This is a genomic window from Pseudomonas sp. RIT623 (genome assembly GCF_004519305.1).
Classification (GTDB): Bacteria; Pseudomonadota; Gammaproteobacteria; order Pseudomonadales; family Pseudomonadaceae; genus Aquipseudomonas.
Window position 1 is genome coordinate 107339 of sequence record NZ_SOZA01000008.1, and the last position, 13463, is coordinate 120801.

The window sequence follows — 13463 nt, forward strand, 5'->3', positions numbered from 1 at the left end:
TATTTTTGAGCGTTCTGCACTCTCTATGAATCGTCCTCTTTCCCCCTGGCCACGCCCCTGCGAAGCGGTGCGAGAACTGATACGCAAAGGCGCCGAACGTGCCCAGGCGCTGCCGCCGGAGTGGGTCGAGCGGCTCAACCAGGCGCTGTTCGCCTCACCGGAAGACGCAAGGTTGCTGGAAGACCCGGTCATCCTGGCCGCGTGCCGGCGCGCCAACCGCGCAGAGCTGCTGCATTGGGCCAACGCCAACATGCAGCGCCCTGGCGAACCGGTGGAACCCTATGTATCGGCTGACATGGTGGATACGGCCCGGGAGCTTGCCCATCGGGGGCTGTCGGAACTGCTGATGAATGTCGCCCGGTCGACACAGAACACCGCCTGGGAACTGTGGATGAAGATGGCGTTCGGCCTGACCCAGGATCCGGCGTTGCTCGAGGAGTTCCTTGACGTCTCGTCGCGCTCGATCTCGGAGTTCATCGACAGCAACATGCGGGTGATCACGCAGATCATCCTCGAGGAAAAGCAAGCCCAGGCCCACGACGATCACGTCGACAAACGCAGCCTGGTCAGCCGTTTGCTCGATGGCCGCGACATAGACACCGAGCAGTTTGGCCGGCGCCTGGGCTACAGCCTTGCGCAGAAACACCTGGCCTATCTGGTGTGGAGCGAAACGGCCGAGGCGCAAGTGGGGGAACTGCAAGACCTGGCCCGTGCGCTGGCCAACCTCACGGGGGCTACCTCGGCGCTGATCGTGTTCGCCGGCCCTGCGACCTTGTGGGCCTGGAGCTGCGTGACCAAGCCTGTGGACCTGCTCAGCCTGCAAAGCGCCATGGCCCGGTTTCCCACGCTGCGCGCGGCCATTGGCGCACCGGCCAGCGGGCTCAATGGGTTCCGTCGCTCGCACCTGGAAGCCTTGACGACCCAACGGCTGATGGGGCGGTTGGCCGGAGCTCCACCACTGGCCAGCATCGATCAGGTGCGGATGGTGTCGTTGATGACCCAAGATGCCCGGGCGACCCGGCAGTTCATCCTGAGCACCTTGGGGCGGCTGGCCTCCGAACCGATGGTCCTGCAGCAGTCGTTGCACGCCTTCCTAGCCCAGGGCTGCAACGTCACCCAGACCGCCGAGATGCTGGGCACCCATCGCAACACCTTGCTGCGTCGCCTGGAACGCGCCCAGGACCTGTTGCCGATACCTTTCGCCGAACACCGTATCCAGATCGCCGCTGCACTGGAGCTGCTGATCTGGAGCACGCCACAGGATGAGAGCGAGAGATAACCTCCAGCGCATCATCGGCTGAGCCTTTGCTGCCTTAGCGCTGGCGAGCGGGAAGCGCGGCGATCAAGCGCTCGAAGGCGTCCAGTGCGTAGCGATCATCCTGTTTCAATGAGCGCGCGAGTCTATAGCATCTGGGCATAACCAGCAGAATTGAAATTACCAATAGCACTGATGGGCAGGATCAATTTAGCGATCGGGCGCAGCCTCCTTAACCTTTTCCAGGCGCATCAAGACGCCTGTATAGAGCCTTTAGGAGTACATCATGATCCCGTTCAAACTGTTCCAGCCTGGCCGTCTGCTGGTGGCCAGCACCCTGGCCGCCAGCCTGCTGTCGCTGTCGGTGCAGGCCGCAACGCTGACCCGTGACAACGGCGCGCCAGTGGGCGACAACCAGAACTCGCAGACCGCCGGCCCCAACGGTTCGGTGTTGCTGCAGGACGTGCAGTTGCTGCAAAAGCTGCAGCGCTTCGACCGTGAGCGCATTCCCGAGCGCGTGGTGCATGCCCGCGGCACCGGCGCCCACGGCCAGTTCACCGCCAGCGCCGACATCAGCGAGCTGAGCATGGCCAAGGTGTTCCGCCCTGGCGAAAAGACCCCGGTGTTCGTGCGTTTCTCGGCCGTGGTGCATGGCAACCACTCGCCGGAAACCCTGCGTGACCCACGCGGCTTCGCCACCAAGTTCTACACCGCCGACGGCAACTGGGACCTGGTGGGCAACAACTTCCCGACCTTCTTCATCCGCGACGCCATCAAGTTCCCGGACATGGTCCACGCCTTCAAGCCCGACCCGCGCAGCAACCTCGACGACGACGCGCGGCGCTTCGACTTCTTCTCTCATGTACCTGAGGCCACCCGCACCCTGACCCTGCTGTACTCCAACGAGGGCACCCCGGCCAGCTACCGCGAGATGGACGGCAATAGCGTGCATGCCTACAAGCTGGTCAACGCCAAGGGCCAGGTGCACTACGTGAAGTTCCACTGGAAGAGCCTGCAAGGGCAGAAGAACCTCGACCCGAAACAGGTCGAGCAGGTCCAGGGCCGCGACTACAGCCACATGACCCACGACCTGGTCACGGCCATCAACAAGGGCAACTTCCCGAAATGGGACCTGTACATCCAGGTACTCAAGCCTGAGCAACTGGCCAGCTTCGACTTCGACCCACTGGATGCCACCAAGATCTGGCCCAACGTGCCGGAGCGCAAGATCGGCCAGATGGTCTTGGACCGCAACGTCGACAACTTCTTCCAGGAAACCGAGCAGGTGGCCATGGCGCCGTCGAACCTCGTGCCGGGCATCGAGCCTTCCGAGGACCGCCTGCTGCAAGGCCGGCTGTTCGCCTATGCCGACACCCAGATGTACCGGGTTGGCGCCAACGGCCTGGGCCTGCCGGTGAACCGTCCGCGCAACGAGGTGAACACCATCAACCAGGATGGCGCGGCGAACAACGGCCACACCAACAGCGGCGTCAACTACCAGCCGAGCCGCCTGCAGCCGCGTGAAGAGCAGGCCAGCGCGCGTTACTCGCAGGCGCCGCTGAGCGGCACCACCCAACAGGCCAAGATCCAGCGCGAGCAGAACTTCAAGCAGACCGGCGAGCTGTTCCGCTCGTACAGCAAGAAGGAGCAGACCGACCTGATCAACAGCCTCGGTGGGGCACTGGCGATCACCGACGAGCAGAGCCGCTACATCATGCTGTCGTTCTTCTACAAGGCCGATGCCGACTACGGTACAGGCTTGGCCAAGGTGGCCAAGGCCGATCTGCAGCGTGTTCAGCAGTTGGCGGCGAAGCTGCAGGACTGACCTTGCCATGCAGGAGCCGGCTGTGTCGGTGCCAGGTTGCACGTTACCTGGTTCGCCAGCAAGGCTGGCTCCTACCCAGGAGGCTGCCATGTACAAATGGATACTCGCGGCCGTGTTCGCCTTGCTCGGCGCCACGGCCCAGGCCGAGGACGCCGCGCAGGTCGAGCAACGCCTGCGCGACTACTACTTCGAGGCGGCACGCCAGGGCGACCAGGCCGTGCTCGGGCAATTCATCCAGGCCGGTTATAACCTTGACGTGCAGGATGCCAAGGGCTACACCGGGCTGATCCTCGCCGCCTACCATGGCCAGGGCGCAGCGCTGGAGCAACTGCTGGAGGCTGGCGCCGATCCGTGCGCCCAGGACCTGCGCGGCAACACCGCGCTGATGGGGGCGATCTTCAAGGGCGAACTGCGCATTGCCCGGCGCCTGCTCGAGGCCCCATGCAGCCCCGACCAGCGCAACGCCAGCGGGCAGACCGCCGCCATGTACGCGGCGCTGTTCAAGCGCGACGACCTGCTCCAGGCGCTGACCGCCCGTGGCGCCGACCCGCACGCCCGCGATGCCCTGGGCAACAGCGTCGACAGCCTGCGCCGGGGCGAGCTCAACGGGGCTCGCTAGCCGCCGGTGACCGGTGGGAAAAAGGCAATATCGTCGCCATCGGCCAAGGGCTCGTCCAGGCTGCACAGGTCCTGGTTGCGGGCACTCATCAGGTTGGCCTGGCCCAAGGTTGCCGCCCACGGTTCGCCACGCGCGACCAGCATCTGGCGCAGGTCGCGCAAGGTGGCCAGGGCCGGCGCCCAGGGCAGCTCCTCGCCGTCGCTGCCCAGCAACTCGCGGTAGCGGGCAAAGTAGTTCACCCGGATCATCAGGCGTCCTCCAGCTGGTACAAACCCGAGCGCCCACCCGACTTGCGCAGCAGGCGCAGCCAGTCGATCTGCAGGCTGCGGTCCACCGCCTTGCACATGTCGTACAGGGTCAGCGCCGCCACGCTGGCGGCGGTCAAGGCCTCCATCTCGACCCCGGTAGCCCCCTTGAGGGTGCAGGTGGCGATGATCCGCACCGAGTCCGGCGCCACCGCCTTGAGCTCGACAGTCACCGCAGTCAGCAGCAGCGGGTGGCACAGCGGGATCAGCTCGTGGGTGCGCTTGGCGGCCATGATCCCGGCGATGCGCGCCACCGCGAAGACATCCCCCTTGGGGTGGCCGCCGGCACTGATCAGGGCCAGGGTCTCGGGCTTCATCCGCACCCAGGCTTCGGCCACGGCCTCGCGGCGGGTGTCGGCCTTGTCGGTGACATCGACCATGTGCGCGTGGCCGTGATTGTCCAGGTGGGTCAGCGGGCTGGCTGGGGCAGGGGTGTCGTTCATGGGGTCTCCAGGGTACGGCTGGGGGCGAGGTCCGGGCACAGCAGGGCGCGGGCCTCGGCGAAGCACTGCTGGGCCAGGGCCGAGCGCGGTTCGCTGCGGCGCAGCAACAGGCCTACCGGCGCATGGATGGCGGCAGCGTTGATCGGCAAAATGCGAATATGCTCGCTCAGGCCTTCCAGGCCGTGGTCCAGGGGCATGATCGCGCAGCACAGGCCGGCACTGACGCCCTGGATCAGTTGGTAGGTCGAGTCGCTCTCGAGGATCGATTGCGGGTGCAGGCCACGGCTGCGAAAGCTCAGGTCGATCGATTGACGGTAGTGCATGCCCTGGGACAACAGCCCCAGCGGCAGTTGCTCCAACGCTTCCCAGGCCAGGCTCGGCGAGCTGAAGCGAAAGTGCCGGGTGTCGTAGAGCAGGCCCATGCGCGTGGCGCCCAACTCGATGACGTCGAAATAGTTGCGGTTGATCCGGTCGAGGTAGCAGATGCCCAGGTCCAGCTGGTTACGGCTCAGGCCATCGGTCACCTGTTCGGAGCTCAACGAGGTCAGCTGGACCTGCAATTGCGGGTAGCACTCGATCAACGGCTTGAGCAGGCCCATCAGGTTGAAGCTCGACAGCGGCACCATGCCGATGCGCAAGCTGCCGACCAGGCGCCCACGGCAACTGGCGGCCTCGGCGAGCAGGCCGTCATAGGCCGCCAGCAAGGTGCGGGTCCAGGCCAGGATACGTTCGCCGGCCTCGGTAAATCCCTCGAACCGCTGGCCACGGGTCACCAGCACCAGCCCGAGTTCGTCTTCCAGGTTGCGCAGGCGCATCGACAGCGTTGGCTGGGTGATATGGCACAGCGCGGCGGCCTGGCCGAAGTGCCGGGTCTGGTCCAGGGCGATCAGGAACTTGAGTTGTTTGATATCCATGTGACGCCTTGCCGGTAAGTTGCAATCGGGACATGGCGTTGCCGACCATGTTTCAAGGCGATGGAAAGTAAAGTGAAGCGCCCAGAGCGTCCAATGAGAAATAACGAAGAACTGATAGAGGTGATTGATGATGAGCCTTGATAGAGCCTGTTGATGGGCCGGTACATATTATCGATTGGACGCCTGTTAATAGCCGCTCTAGTTTCAGCGAATTATTCGCCAGCACTGTGTGGTTAGCCATGAGCGTAAAACCTGATGCCGTATTTGTTCCGTTGAATATCGCCGTATTGACTGTCAGCGATACCCGTACTTTCGAAACCGACACTTCCGGCGAACTGCTGGCCAGCCGCGCGGTGGACATGGGCCATCGCCTGGTGGCGCGGGTGTTGCTCAAGGACGACCTGTACCGGATCCGTGCCCAGGTGGCCAACTGGATTGCCGACGAAGGCGTGCAGGTGGTGCTGATCACCGGTGGCACCGGCTTTACCGGACGCGACAGCACCCCCGAAGCGGTGACCTGCCTGCTGGACAAGCAGGTCGAGGGTTTCGGCGAGCTGTTCCGCGCGCTGTCGATCCTCGATATCGGCACCTCGACGGTGCAGAGCCGGGCCCTGGCCGGGCTGGCCAACGGTACCCTGGTATGCTGCCTGCCGGGTTCGACCGGAGCATGCCGCACCGCCTGGGAGGGCATCCTGGTGGAGCAGCTCGACGCCCGCCATCGACCCTGCAACTTCGTGCCCCACCTGAAAGCCGCAAGCCTCTGCGGGCCGCGCTCATGAGCGCGCTGATGAGCGTCGAGCAGGCCTTGGCCGAGTTGCTCGGGCTGGCTCGCGCAGCGCCGTTCACTGCCCGTGAGTCGGTCGCCGTGGGCGACGCTGACGGGCGTGTGCTGGCCGAGGACCTGCAGGCCGCGCTCGACTTGCCGCCCTGGGACAACAGCGCCATGGACGGCTACGCCTTGCGCCTGGACGATCTGGCCGCCGGGCCCTTGCCGGTCTCCCAGCAGGTATTCGCCGGCCAGGCCCCCGCGCCGCTGCGGGCGGGTAGTTGCGCCCGGGTTTTTACCGGCGCGCCGGTGCCTGCCGGTGCAGATTGCGTGCAGTTGCAGGAAAACTGCTCGGTCGATGAACAAGGACGGGTAGTTTCGCTGACGGCGCTGCGCCGAGGCGACAATATTCGCCGGCAGGGCAACGAAATCCGCGCTGGCACCCCTTTGCTGGCGGCGGGCACGCTGTTGCGGCCGGTCGCCCTGGGGGTGTTGGCGGCCCAGGGCATCGCGCAGGTCATGGTACTGCGCCGGCCCAGGGTCGCGCTGCTTTCCAGCGGCGACGAACTGGCGCAAGCGGGCGCGGTGCTGCAGCCAGGGCAGATTTTCGACAGCAACCGCGTGCTGCTGGCCACCTTGCTCGAACGCCTGGGTTGCGAGGTGGTGGACCTGGGGCGGGTCGCGGACGATGCGCGGCAGGTACGCGCGGTACTGGCCGGGGCCAGGGACTGCGAACTGATCATCAGCAGCGCCGGGGTGTCGGTGGGCGATGCCGATTGTATCGGCGCGCTGCTGCGTGAAACTGGCGAGGTGAAGCTGTGGAAGCTGGCGATCAAGCCGGGCAAGCCGTTCACCTTTGCCCAGTTGGGCAGCGTGCCGTTGCTCGGCCTGCCGGGCAATCCGGGGTCGGCATTGGTGACCTTCCTGTTGCTGGCAAGGCCGTATTTACTGGCGCGCATGGGCGTTGCCCGGGTGGCGCCGCCACGCGTGCCAGTGGTCGCCGGCTTTGCCTGGCCCAAGGCCGGCAAGCGCCAGGAATACCTGCGGGTCAGGCTCGAAGGCGGGCGGGCGCGGTTGCTGGAGAACCAGAGCTCGGCGACCTTGCTCAGCGCGGTGCAGGCCGATGGCTTGCTGGAGGTGCCGGCGGGGGAGACTTTCGCGGCGGGGGATATCCTGGATTTCATCGGGTTTGATGGGCTGGGCTTGTAGGAGCCAGCTTGCTGGCTCCTACGGTTTGCCGCAAGGCGCACTCAACTCAACACATGATCAACCGGCTGCAACAACGGCGGTAGCTCGGTGCTGCCCAGGGCGCTCAGTACATCGCGCTCCACCGTGCGCACGATGGCATCCAGCGGCAAGTCGTTCTCATCCCGGCCGAACGGTTCCTCCAGCTCGTCGCTGATCGCATCCAGGCCAAAGAACGTATAGCTGACGATGGCCGTGAACAACGGCGCCAGCCAGCCCAGCGGCTCGGCCATGGCGAACGGCAACAACACGCAGAACAGGTAGATGGTGCGATGCAGCAGCAAGGTATAGGGGAATGGCAACGGCGTGGCCTTGATCCGCTCGCAGGCCGCCTGGGCCTCGGACAAGCCCTTGAGCCGCTGCTCCAGGGTCATGTAGCGCCACTCGCTGATCTGCCCCTCTAGCGCCAGGCGTGAAATACGCGCGCCCAGCGCCTGCAGGATGCCATCACTGAGGTTGTGTGGCGGCAGGCTGGCGGCGTCGGCAACCCAGGCCGCCGCAGCCTTGTACTCATCCTCGCCGCGCAACCGCGCATTGAGCGCATGGGCATAGCCGCACAAGCCCTGCAACAGTTGCCGGCGTTGGTGGGCATCGGCGACCACGCAACTGGCACGGATGAATGAACGCACTTCAATAACCACCTGGCCCCAGGCCTTGCGACCCTCCCACCAGCGGTCGTAACAGGCGTTGTTGCGAAAGCTCATGAAGATCGACAGCGACAGCCCCAGCAGGGTAAACGGCGTGGCGCTGACCTTGGCATAGAACGCTGGATGCAGGGTTTCGACCAGGACGATCAACGAGGCCAGGGCGCTGACCATCAGGGTGCGGCGGACGATGCGCCGGGCAATCGAGCCCTTGAGGGTAATGAGGACATTGAGCAGGTTGGGTTTGGCGTGGACGATCATGGAAGTACCCGCACGTTCATATATAAACCTGAAAGTTGATAAGTTCAGGCGCCATAAACGCGACCCTAGCCTAGAGAGATAAGAGTGCAGCGTCCAATTGCAATTAATGACCGTTTGATCGGCGCGCTCTATCAGTGCGCGGTGATAGAGCATACTGATCAACCTGTCATTACTTTTGATTTGACGCCTGCGCCTGGCAAAAATAGCCTGCAGCGGTCGACAGTGTCGAAGTTTCAGTTAGTTGAATGCGGCGAAACTTCAAACTGGCCCTCCCGCGTGAATCGATCAAGGGTGATCCTGATGAGCGAAGAAGAACATATCAAAAGTTACAACGGCCCGGCCGCCGGCTGGGGCGCGCTGATGAGCGTGACCAAGGCCTGGCTGGGCAGCGAGAATGCGGTCAAGAACGTCCGTGCGATGCTCAAGACCAACCAGAACAGCGGTTTCGACTGCCCCGGCTGCGCCTGGGGCGAGTCGCCCGAAAACGGCATGGTCAAGTTCTGCGAAAACGGCGCCAAGGCGGTCAACTGGGAAGCCACCGGTCGCTCGGTCGACCCGGATTTCTTCGCCCGTTATAGTGTCAGCGCCTTGCTCGAACAAAGCGACTACTGGCTCGAATACCAGGGCCGCCTGACCCATCCGATGCGCTACGACGCCAGCACCGACCACTATGTCGAGATCAGCTGGGACGAAGCCTTCGCCCTGGTGGCCCGCCACCTCAACGGCCTGGCTTCGCCCGACCAGGCCGAGTTCTACACCTCTGGCCGAGCGAGCAACGAGGCGGCCTACCTGTACCAGCTGTTCGTGCGCAGCTTCGGCACCAACAACTTCCCCGACTGCTCGAACATGTGCCACGAAGCCAGCGGCCTGGGCATGGGCGATACCCTGGGCGTGGGCAAAGGCACCGTGGTGTTCCATGACCTGGAAGAAGCCGACGCGATCTTCGTCATCGGCCAGAACCCCGGCACCAACCACCCTCGCATGCTCGAACCGCTGCGCGAAGCGGTGGAGCGGGGCGCCCAGGTGATCTGTTTCAACCCGCTCAAGGAGCGCGGCCTGGAGCGCTTCCAGCACCCGCAACACCCGTTCGAGATGCTCAGCAACGGTTCCGAACCCACCAATACCGCGTACTTCCGCCCGGCCCTGGGCGGCGACATGGCAGTGCTGCGCGGCATGGCCAAGTTCCTCTTGCAGTGGGAGCGCGAAGCCCAGGCCAACGGCATGCCGGCGGTGTTCGACCATGCCTTCATCAAGGCCCACACCAGCGGGATGGACGCCTACCTGGCCCAGGTCGACGCTACCTCATGGGAACATATCGTCGAGCAGTCCGGGCTGAGCCTGGCCGAGATCGAGCTGGCCGCGCGCATGTACCGCAAGGCCGAACGGGTGATCATGTGCTGGGCCATGGGCGTCACCCAGCATCGCCATTCGGTGCCGACCGTGCAGGAAATCGTCAACCTGCAACTGCTGCGCGGCAACGTCGGCCGACCTGGCGCCGGCCTGTCGCCGGTGCGTGGCCACAGTAACGTGCAGGGCGATCGCACCATGGGCATCGACGAGAAGCCGCCTGCCTGGTTGCTGGACAACCTCGAGAAGCGCTTCGCCATCGACGCACCGCGCGGCCACGGCCACAACGCCGTGCTGGCGATCCAGGCCATGGAAGAAAAGCGCGCCAAGGTGTTCATCGCCCTGGGCGGCAACTTTGCCCAGGCCACCCCGGACACCCCGCGTACCCATGCGGCGCTGCGCAACTGCGAGCTGACCGTGCACATCTCCACCAAGCTCAACCGCTCGCACCTGGTCACCGGCCGCGACGCCTTGATCCTGCCTTGCCTGGGCCGCACCGAGATCGACCTGCAGGCCGAAGGCCCGCAAGGCATCACCGTGGAAGATACCTTCAGCATGGTGCACATTTCCCACGGCCAGCTGAAACCACGCTCGCCGCTGTTGCGCTCGGAACCTGCGATCATCGCCGGCATGGCCAAGGCCACCCTCGGCGACCGGCCGATCGACTGGGACTGGACCGTGGCCGACTACGCGCGTATCCGCGACCTGATCGCCGACACTATCCCCGGTTTCACCGACTTCAATACCCGCTTGCAGCACCCGGGTGGTTTCCACTTGGGCAACGCCGCCGCCGAGCGCGAGTGGAACACCGCCAGTGGCAAGGCCCAGTTCAGCGCCACTGAACTGCCAGCGCAACTGGTCAACGAGGCGGTGCTGGCCCGTGGCGACAAGCCGGACCTGATCCTGCAGACCCTGCGCTCACACGACCAGTACAACACCACCTTGTATGGCCTGGACGACCGTTACCGCGGGGTGTTCGGCCTGCGCGAAGTGGTGTTCGCCAACGAAGCGGACATCCGCCGCCTGGGCTTCGAGCCAGGCGAAAAGGTCGATCTGGTGTCGCTGTGGGAAGACGGTCTGGAGCGCCGGGTCAATGGCTTCACCCTGGTGGCCTACGACATTCCCGAGGGCCAGGCCGCGGCCTACTACCCGGAGACCAACCCGCTGGTGCCGCTGGAAAGCTACGGCGATCGCACCTTCACGCCGACCTCCAAGTTCGTCGCGATCAAGCTGGCCAAGGCGCAAGCCGACGGCCTGATCCACGCCGTCGCCGGCTGAGCCTTCACTTCCTTCATTCATCGACTGCGGCTCCCCGGGCTTAACTCGCCCGTGGGCGCCGCCTGTCCACAAGGATATTGTCATGTCGAATCTGGGTGCGCTGGACCTGGCGCGGCTTCAATTCGCCTTCACGGTCTCGTTTCACATCATTTTCCCGGCCATCACCATCGGCCTGGCCAGTTTCCTGGCCGTGCTCGAAGGTTGCTGGCTGAAAACCCACAATGCGGTATACAAGGACCTGTACAAGTTCTGGTCGAAGATCTTCGCCGTCAACTTCGGCATGGGCGTGGTCTCGGGCCTGGTCATGGCGTACGAGTTCGGCACCAACTGGGCGCGTTTCTCCGACTTCGCCGGCAGCGTCACCGGGCCGCTGCTCACCTACGAGGTGCTCACCGCGTTCTTCCTCGAGGCCGGTTTCCTCGGCGTGATGCTGTTCGGCTGGGACCGTGTCGGGCGCAAGCTGCACTTCTTCGCCACGGTGATGGTGGCTATCGGCACGCTGATCTCGATGTTCTGGATCCTGTCCTCGAACAGCTGGATGCAAACCCCGCAGGGCATCGAGATCGTCGATGGCCGGGTGGTGCCGCTGGACTGGTTCAAGATCGTCTTCAACCCGTCGTTCCCGTACCGCCTGGCGCACATGGCGCTGGCCGCGTTCCTCTCCACCGCGTTCTTCGTCTCGGCCTCCGCCGCCTGGCACCTGCTGCGCGGGCGCAACACGCCGCAGATCCGCAAGATGCTGTCGATGGGCATGTGGATGATCCTGGTCGCTACCCCGGTACAGGTGGTGGTCGGCGATGCCCACGGCCTGAATACCCTGGAGCACCAGCCGGCGAAGATCGCCGCCATCGAAGGGCACTGGGAGAACAAACCGGGCGAGGCGTCGCCGCTGGTGCTGTTCGGCCTGCCGGACATGGCCGCCGAGACCACCCGCTACAGCCTCGAGGTGCCATACCTGGGCAGCCTGATCCTGACCCATAGCCTGGACAAGCAGATCCCGGCGCTCAAGAGCTTCGCCAAGGAAGACCGGCCCAATTCGACCATCGTGTTCTGGAGCTTCCGGGTGATGGCCGGGCTGGGCATGCTGATGCTCGCCTGTGCGCTGCTGGCCCTGGTGCTGCGCCGCAACGGCGCGCTGTATCGCAATCGCCTGTTCCTCTGGTTCGCCCTGCTGATGGGGCCGTCGGGGCTGATCGCCTTGCTGGCCGGCTGGTTCACCACCGAAGTGGGCCGCCAGCCCTGGGTGGTCTACGGCATGTTGCGCACCACCAACGCCGCGTCCAACCACAGCGCCGCGCAGATGAGCCTGACCCTGGCGCTGTTCGTGCTCATCTACTTCTCGGTATTCACCGTGGGGATCGGCTACATGATGCGCCTGGTGCGCAAGGGCCCGGTCGCGCACGAGCAACTGCCGAGCCCCGAACAACCGGAATCGCTGGCCACCGCGCGTCGCCCGCTGTCCGTCGCCGACTGAGAAGGAGCTGAACAATGACGATTCAAGGTATCGACCTGTCGATCATCTGGGGCGTGATCATCGCCTTCGGCCTGATGATGTACGTGATCATGGACGGTTTCGACCTGGGCCTGGGGATTCTCTTCCCACTGATCAGCGACTCGCGCGAGCGCGACGTGATGATGAACACCGTGGCCCCGGTGTGGGACGGCAACGAAACCTGGGCGGTGCTCGGCGCGGCGGCGCTGTATGGTGCCTTCCCGCTGGCCTACTCGGTGATCCTCGAGGCGCTGTACCTGCCCTTGGTGCTGGTGCTGGCCGGGCTGATCTTCCGCGGCGTGGCCTTCGAGTTCCGCTTCAAGGCCGAGGCGCACAAGCGCCACTGGTGGGACAAGGCGTTCATCGGCGGCTCGGTGCTGGCGACCTTCTTCCAGGGCGTGGCCATCGGCACCTACATCTCCGGCATCCCGGTGCTCGACCGCCAGTTCGCCGGCTCCGGCTGGGACTGGCTGGCACCGTTCCCGCTGTTCTGCGGCGTCGGCCTGCTGCTCACCTATGCGCTGCTGGGCAGCACCTGGCTGCTGATCAAGACCGATGGCATGCTCGAGGCGCGCATGCGCCATTACAGCCGGCCGCTGACCTACGCCCTGGCCGCGGTGATCGTGGTGATCTGCGCCTGGACCGCCTGGCTGCATGACGACATCGCCCAGCGCTGGTTCGGTGCCAGCCACTGGCTGCGCTCGGCGTTGATCGCGGTACTGGCCGTGGTGGCGGTGGTGATGATCCAGAAAGCGCTGCGCAAGCGTCACTCGCACTTGCCGTTCATGGCCGTGGTGGGGTTGGTGTTCCTGGGCTACCTGGGGCTGGCGATCAGCATCTGGCCGAATATCGTGCCACCGGCGCTGACCCTGTGGCAGGCGGCGGCGCCGCTGACCAGCCAGCTGTTCGCGCTGATCGGTGCGCTGTTCATCATCCCGATCATCCTGGCCTACACCTTCTGGAGCTACCACGTGTTCCGCGGCAAGGTGCTGCCGGGGGACGCTTACCACTGAGTGCCGATATCAGCGAGAGGGCCGCGATGCGGCCCTCTTTTGTGCGCGCAAAGTGC

Annotated in this window: 12 protein-coding genes; 8 read left to right on the plus strand and 4 right to left on the minus strand. The window is 64.8% G+C overall.

Annotated elements, in window-relative coordinates:
- The first annotated feature begins 67 nt into the window (after nucleotides 1-67).
- The 3 genes from E3U47_RS08265 (at nucleotide 68) to E3U47_RS08275 (ending at nucleotide 3699) form a co-directional block, all read left to right on the plus strand.
- Complete coding sequence (locus E3U47_RS08265) at nucleotides 68-1279, plus strand: CdaR family transcriptional regulator (protein WP_256660249.1); 1212 nt, start codon at nucleotides 68-70, stop codon at nucleotides 1277-1279.
- Between the two features lie 262 nt (nucleotides 1280-1541).
- Nucleotides 1542-3080: a catalase KatB gene (katB, locus tag E3U47_RS08270; RefSeq protein WP_134690656.1), complete on the plus strand. Its 1539-nt coding sequence runs from the start codon at nucleotides 1542-1544 to the stop codon at nucleotides 3078-3080.
- A gap of 88 nt (nucleotides 3081-3168) precedes the next feature.
- Nucleotides 3169-3699: an ankyrin repeat domain-containing protein gene (locus E3U47_RS08275; RefSeq protein ID WP_134690658.1), complete on the plus strand. Its 531-nt coding sequence runs from the start codon at nucleotides 3169-3171 to the stop codon at nucleotides 3697-3699.
- On the opposite strand, the gene E3U47_RS08280 is transcribed toward E3U47_RS08275, so the two are convergent.
- From E3U47_RS08280 to E3U47_RS08290, 3 genes are read right to left on the minus strand one after another with little or no spacing between them, the layout of a single operon-like run.
- The gene (locus tag E3U47_RS08280) at nucleotides 3696-3947 is read right to left on the minus strand and encodes a MoaD/ThiS family protein (protein ID WP_134690659.1); all 252 of its coding nucleotides are present in this window, start codon (nucleotides 3945-3947) and stop codon (nucleotides 3696-3698) included. The genes E3U47_RS08275 and E3U47_RS08280 overlap by 4 nt on opposite strands.
- Complete coding sequence (gene moaC, locus E3U47_RS08285; RefSeq protein ID WP_134690661.1) at nucleotides 3947-4447, minus strand: cyclic pyranopterin monophosphate synthase MoaC; 501 nt, start codon at nucleotides 4445-4447, stop codon at nucleotides 3947-3949. Before moaC ends, E3U47_RS08280 begins: the two co-directional genes overlap by 1 nt.
- Entirely contained in the window at nucleotides 4444-5361 is a 918-nt protein-coding gene (locus tag E3U47_RS08290) for a LysR family transcriptional regulator (protein ID WP_134690663.1), read from the minus strand. Before E3U47_RS08290 ends, moaC begins: the two co-directional genes overlap by 4 nt.
- Before the next feature lie 239 nt (nucleotides 5362-5600).
- Between E3U47_RS08290 and moaB the strand changes: the two genes are divergently transcribed.
- Together moaB and glp are read left to right on the plus strand one after the other, a co-directional pair.
- On the plus strand, nucleotides 5601-6140 hold the full coding sequence (gene moaB, locus E3U47_RS08295) for a molybdenum cofactor biosynthesis protein B (RefSeq protein WP_134690665.1): 540 nt from the start codon (nucleotides 5601-5603) through the stop codon (nucleotides 6138-6140).
- Entirely contained in the window at nucleotides 6137-7336 is a 1200-nt protein-coding gene (gene glp / locus E3U47_RS08300) for a gephyrin-like molybdotransferase Glp (protein WP_256660250.1), read from the plus strand. Before moaB ends, glp begins: the two co-directional genes overlap by 4 nt.
- Nucleotides 7337-7377: 41 nt before the next feature.
- Here the strand turns inward: glp and E3U47_RS08305 are convergent, their stop codons facing one another.
- The gene (locus E3U47_RS08305) at nucleotides 7378-8277 is read right to left on the minus strand and encodes a bestrophin family protein (protein ID WP_134690667.1); all 900 of its coding nucleotides are present in this window, start codon (nucleotides 8275-8277) and stop codon (nucleotides 7378-7380) included.
- Nucleotides 8278-8577: 300 nt separating this feature from the next.
- Between E3U47_RS08305 and E3U47_RS08310 the strand changes: the two genes are divergently transcribed.
- From E3U47_RS08310 to cydB, 3 genes are all read left to right on the plus strand, one after another.
- Nucleotides 8578-10902: an FdhF/YdeP family oxidoreductase gene (locus E3U47_RS08310; protein WP_134690668.1), complete on the plus strand. Its 2325-nt coding sequence runs from the start codon at nucleotides 8578-8580 to the stop codon at nucleotides 10900-10902.
- A gap of 82 nt (nucleotides 10903-10984) precedes the next feature.
- Nucleotides 10985-12376, plus strand: a complete 1392-nt coding sequence (locus tag E3U47_RS08315; RefSeq protein ID WP_134690670.1) for a cytochrome ubiquinol oxidase subunit I — start codon at nucleotides 10985-10987, stop codon at nucleotides 12374-12376.
- A gap of 14 nt (nucleotides 12377-12390) precedes the next feature.
- Nucleotides 12391-13407, plus strand: a complete 1017-nt coding sequence (gene cydB / locus E3U47_RS08320; protein ID WP_134690672.1) for a cytochrome d ubiquinol oxidase subunit II — start codon at nucleotides 12391-12393, stop codon at nucleotides 13405-13407.
- Nucleotides 13408-13463: the final 56 nt, after the last annotated feature.

What these genes read in the sequence shown, in the direction of transcription:
- E3U47_RS08305 (WP_134690667.1), bottom strand. Translation starts at nt 8,277, where the DNA reads ATGATCGTCCACGCCAAACCCAACCTGCTCAATGTCCTCATTACCCTC.
- glp (WP_256660250.1), top strand. Translation starts at nt 6,137, where the DNA reads ATGAGCGCGCTGATGAGCGTCGAGCAGGCCTTGGCCGAGTTGCTCGGG.
- E3U47_RS08275 (WP_134690658.1), top strand. Translation starts at nt 3,169, where the DNA reads ATGTACAAATGGATACTCGCGGCCGTGTTCGCCTTGCTCGGCGCCACG.
- moaB (WP_134690665.1), top strand. Translation starts at nt 5,601, where the DNA reads ATGAGCGTAAAACCTGATGCCGTATTTGTTCCGTTGAATATCGCCGTA.
- moaC (WP_134690661.1), bottom strand. Translation starts at nt 4,447, where the DNA reads ATGAACGACACCCCTGCCCCAGCCAGCCCGCTGACCCACCTGGACAAT.
- katB (WP_134690656.1), top strand. Translation starts at nt 1,542, where the DNA reads ATGATCCCGTTCAAACTGTTCCAGCCTGGCCGTCTGCTGGTGGCCAGC.
- E3U47_RS08290 (WP_134690663.1), bottom strand. Translation starts at nt 5,361, where the DNA reads ATGGATATCAAACAACTCAAGTTCCTGATCGCCCTGGACCAGACCCGG.
- E3U47_RS08280 (WP_134690659.1), bottom strand. Translation starts at nt 3,947, where the DNA reads ATGATCCGGGTGAACTACTTTGCCCGCTACCGCGAGTTGCTGGGCAGC.
- cydB (WP_134690672.1), top strand. Translation starts at nt 12,391, where the DNA reads ATGACGATTCAAGGTATCGACCTGTCGATCATCTGGGGCGTGATCATC.
- E3U47_RS08310 (WP_134690668.1), top strand. Translation starts at nt 8,578, where the DNA reads ATGAGCGAAGAAGAACATATCAAAAGTTACAACGGCCCGGCCGCCGGC.
- E3U47_RS08315 (WP_134690670.1), top strand. Translation starts at nt 10,985, where the DNA reads ATGTCGAATCTGGGTGCGCTGGACCTGGCGCGGCTTCAATTCGCCTTC.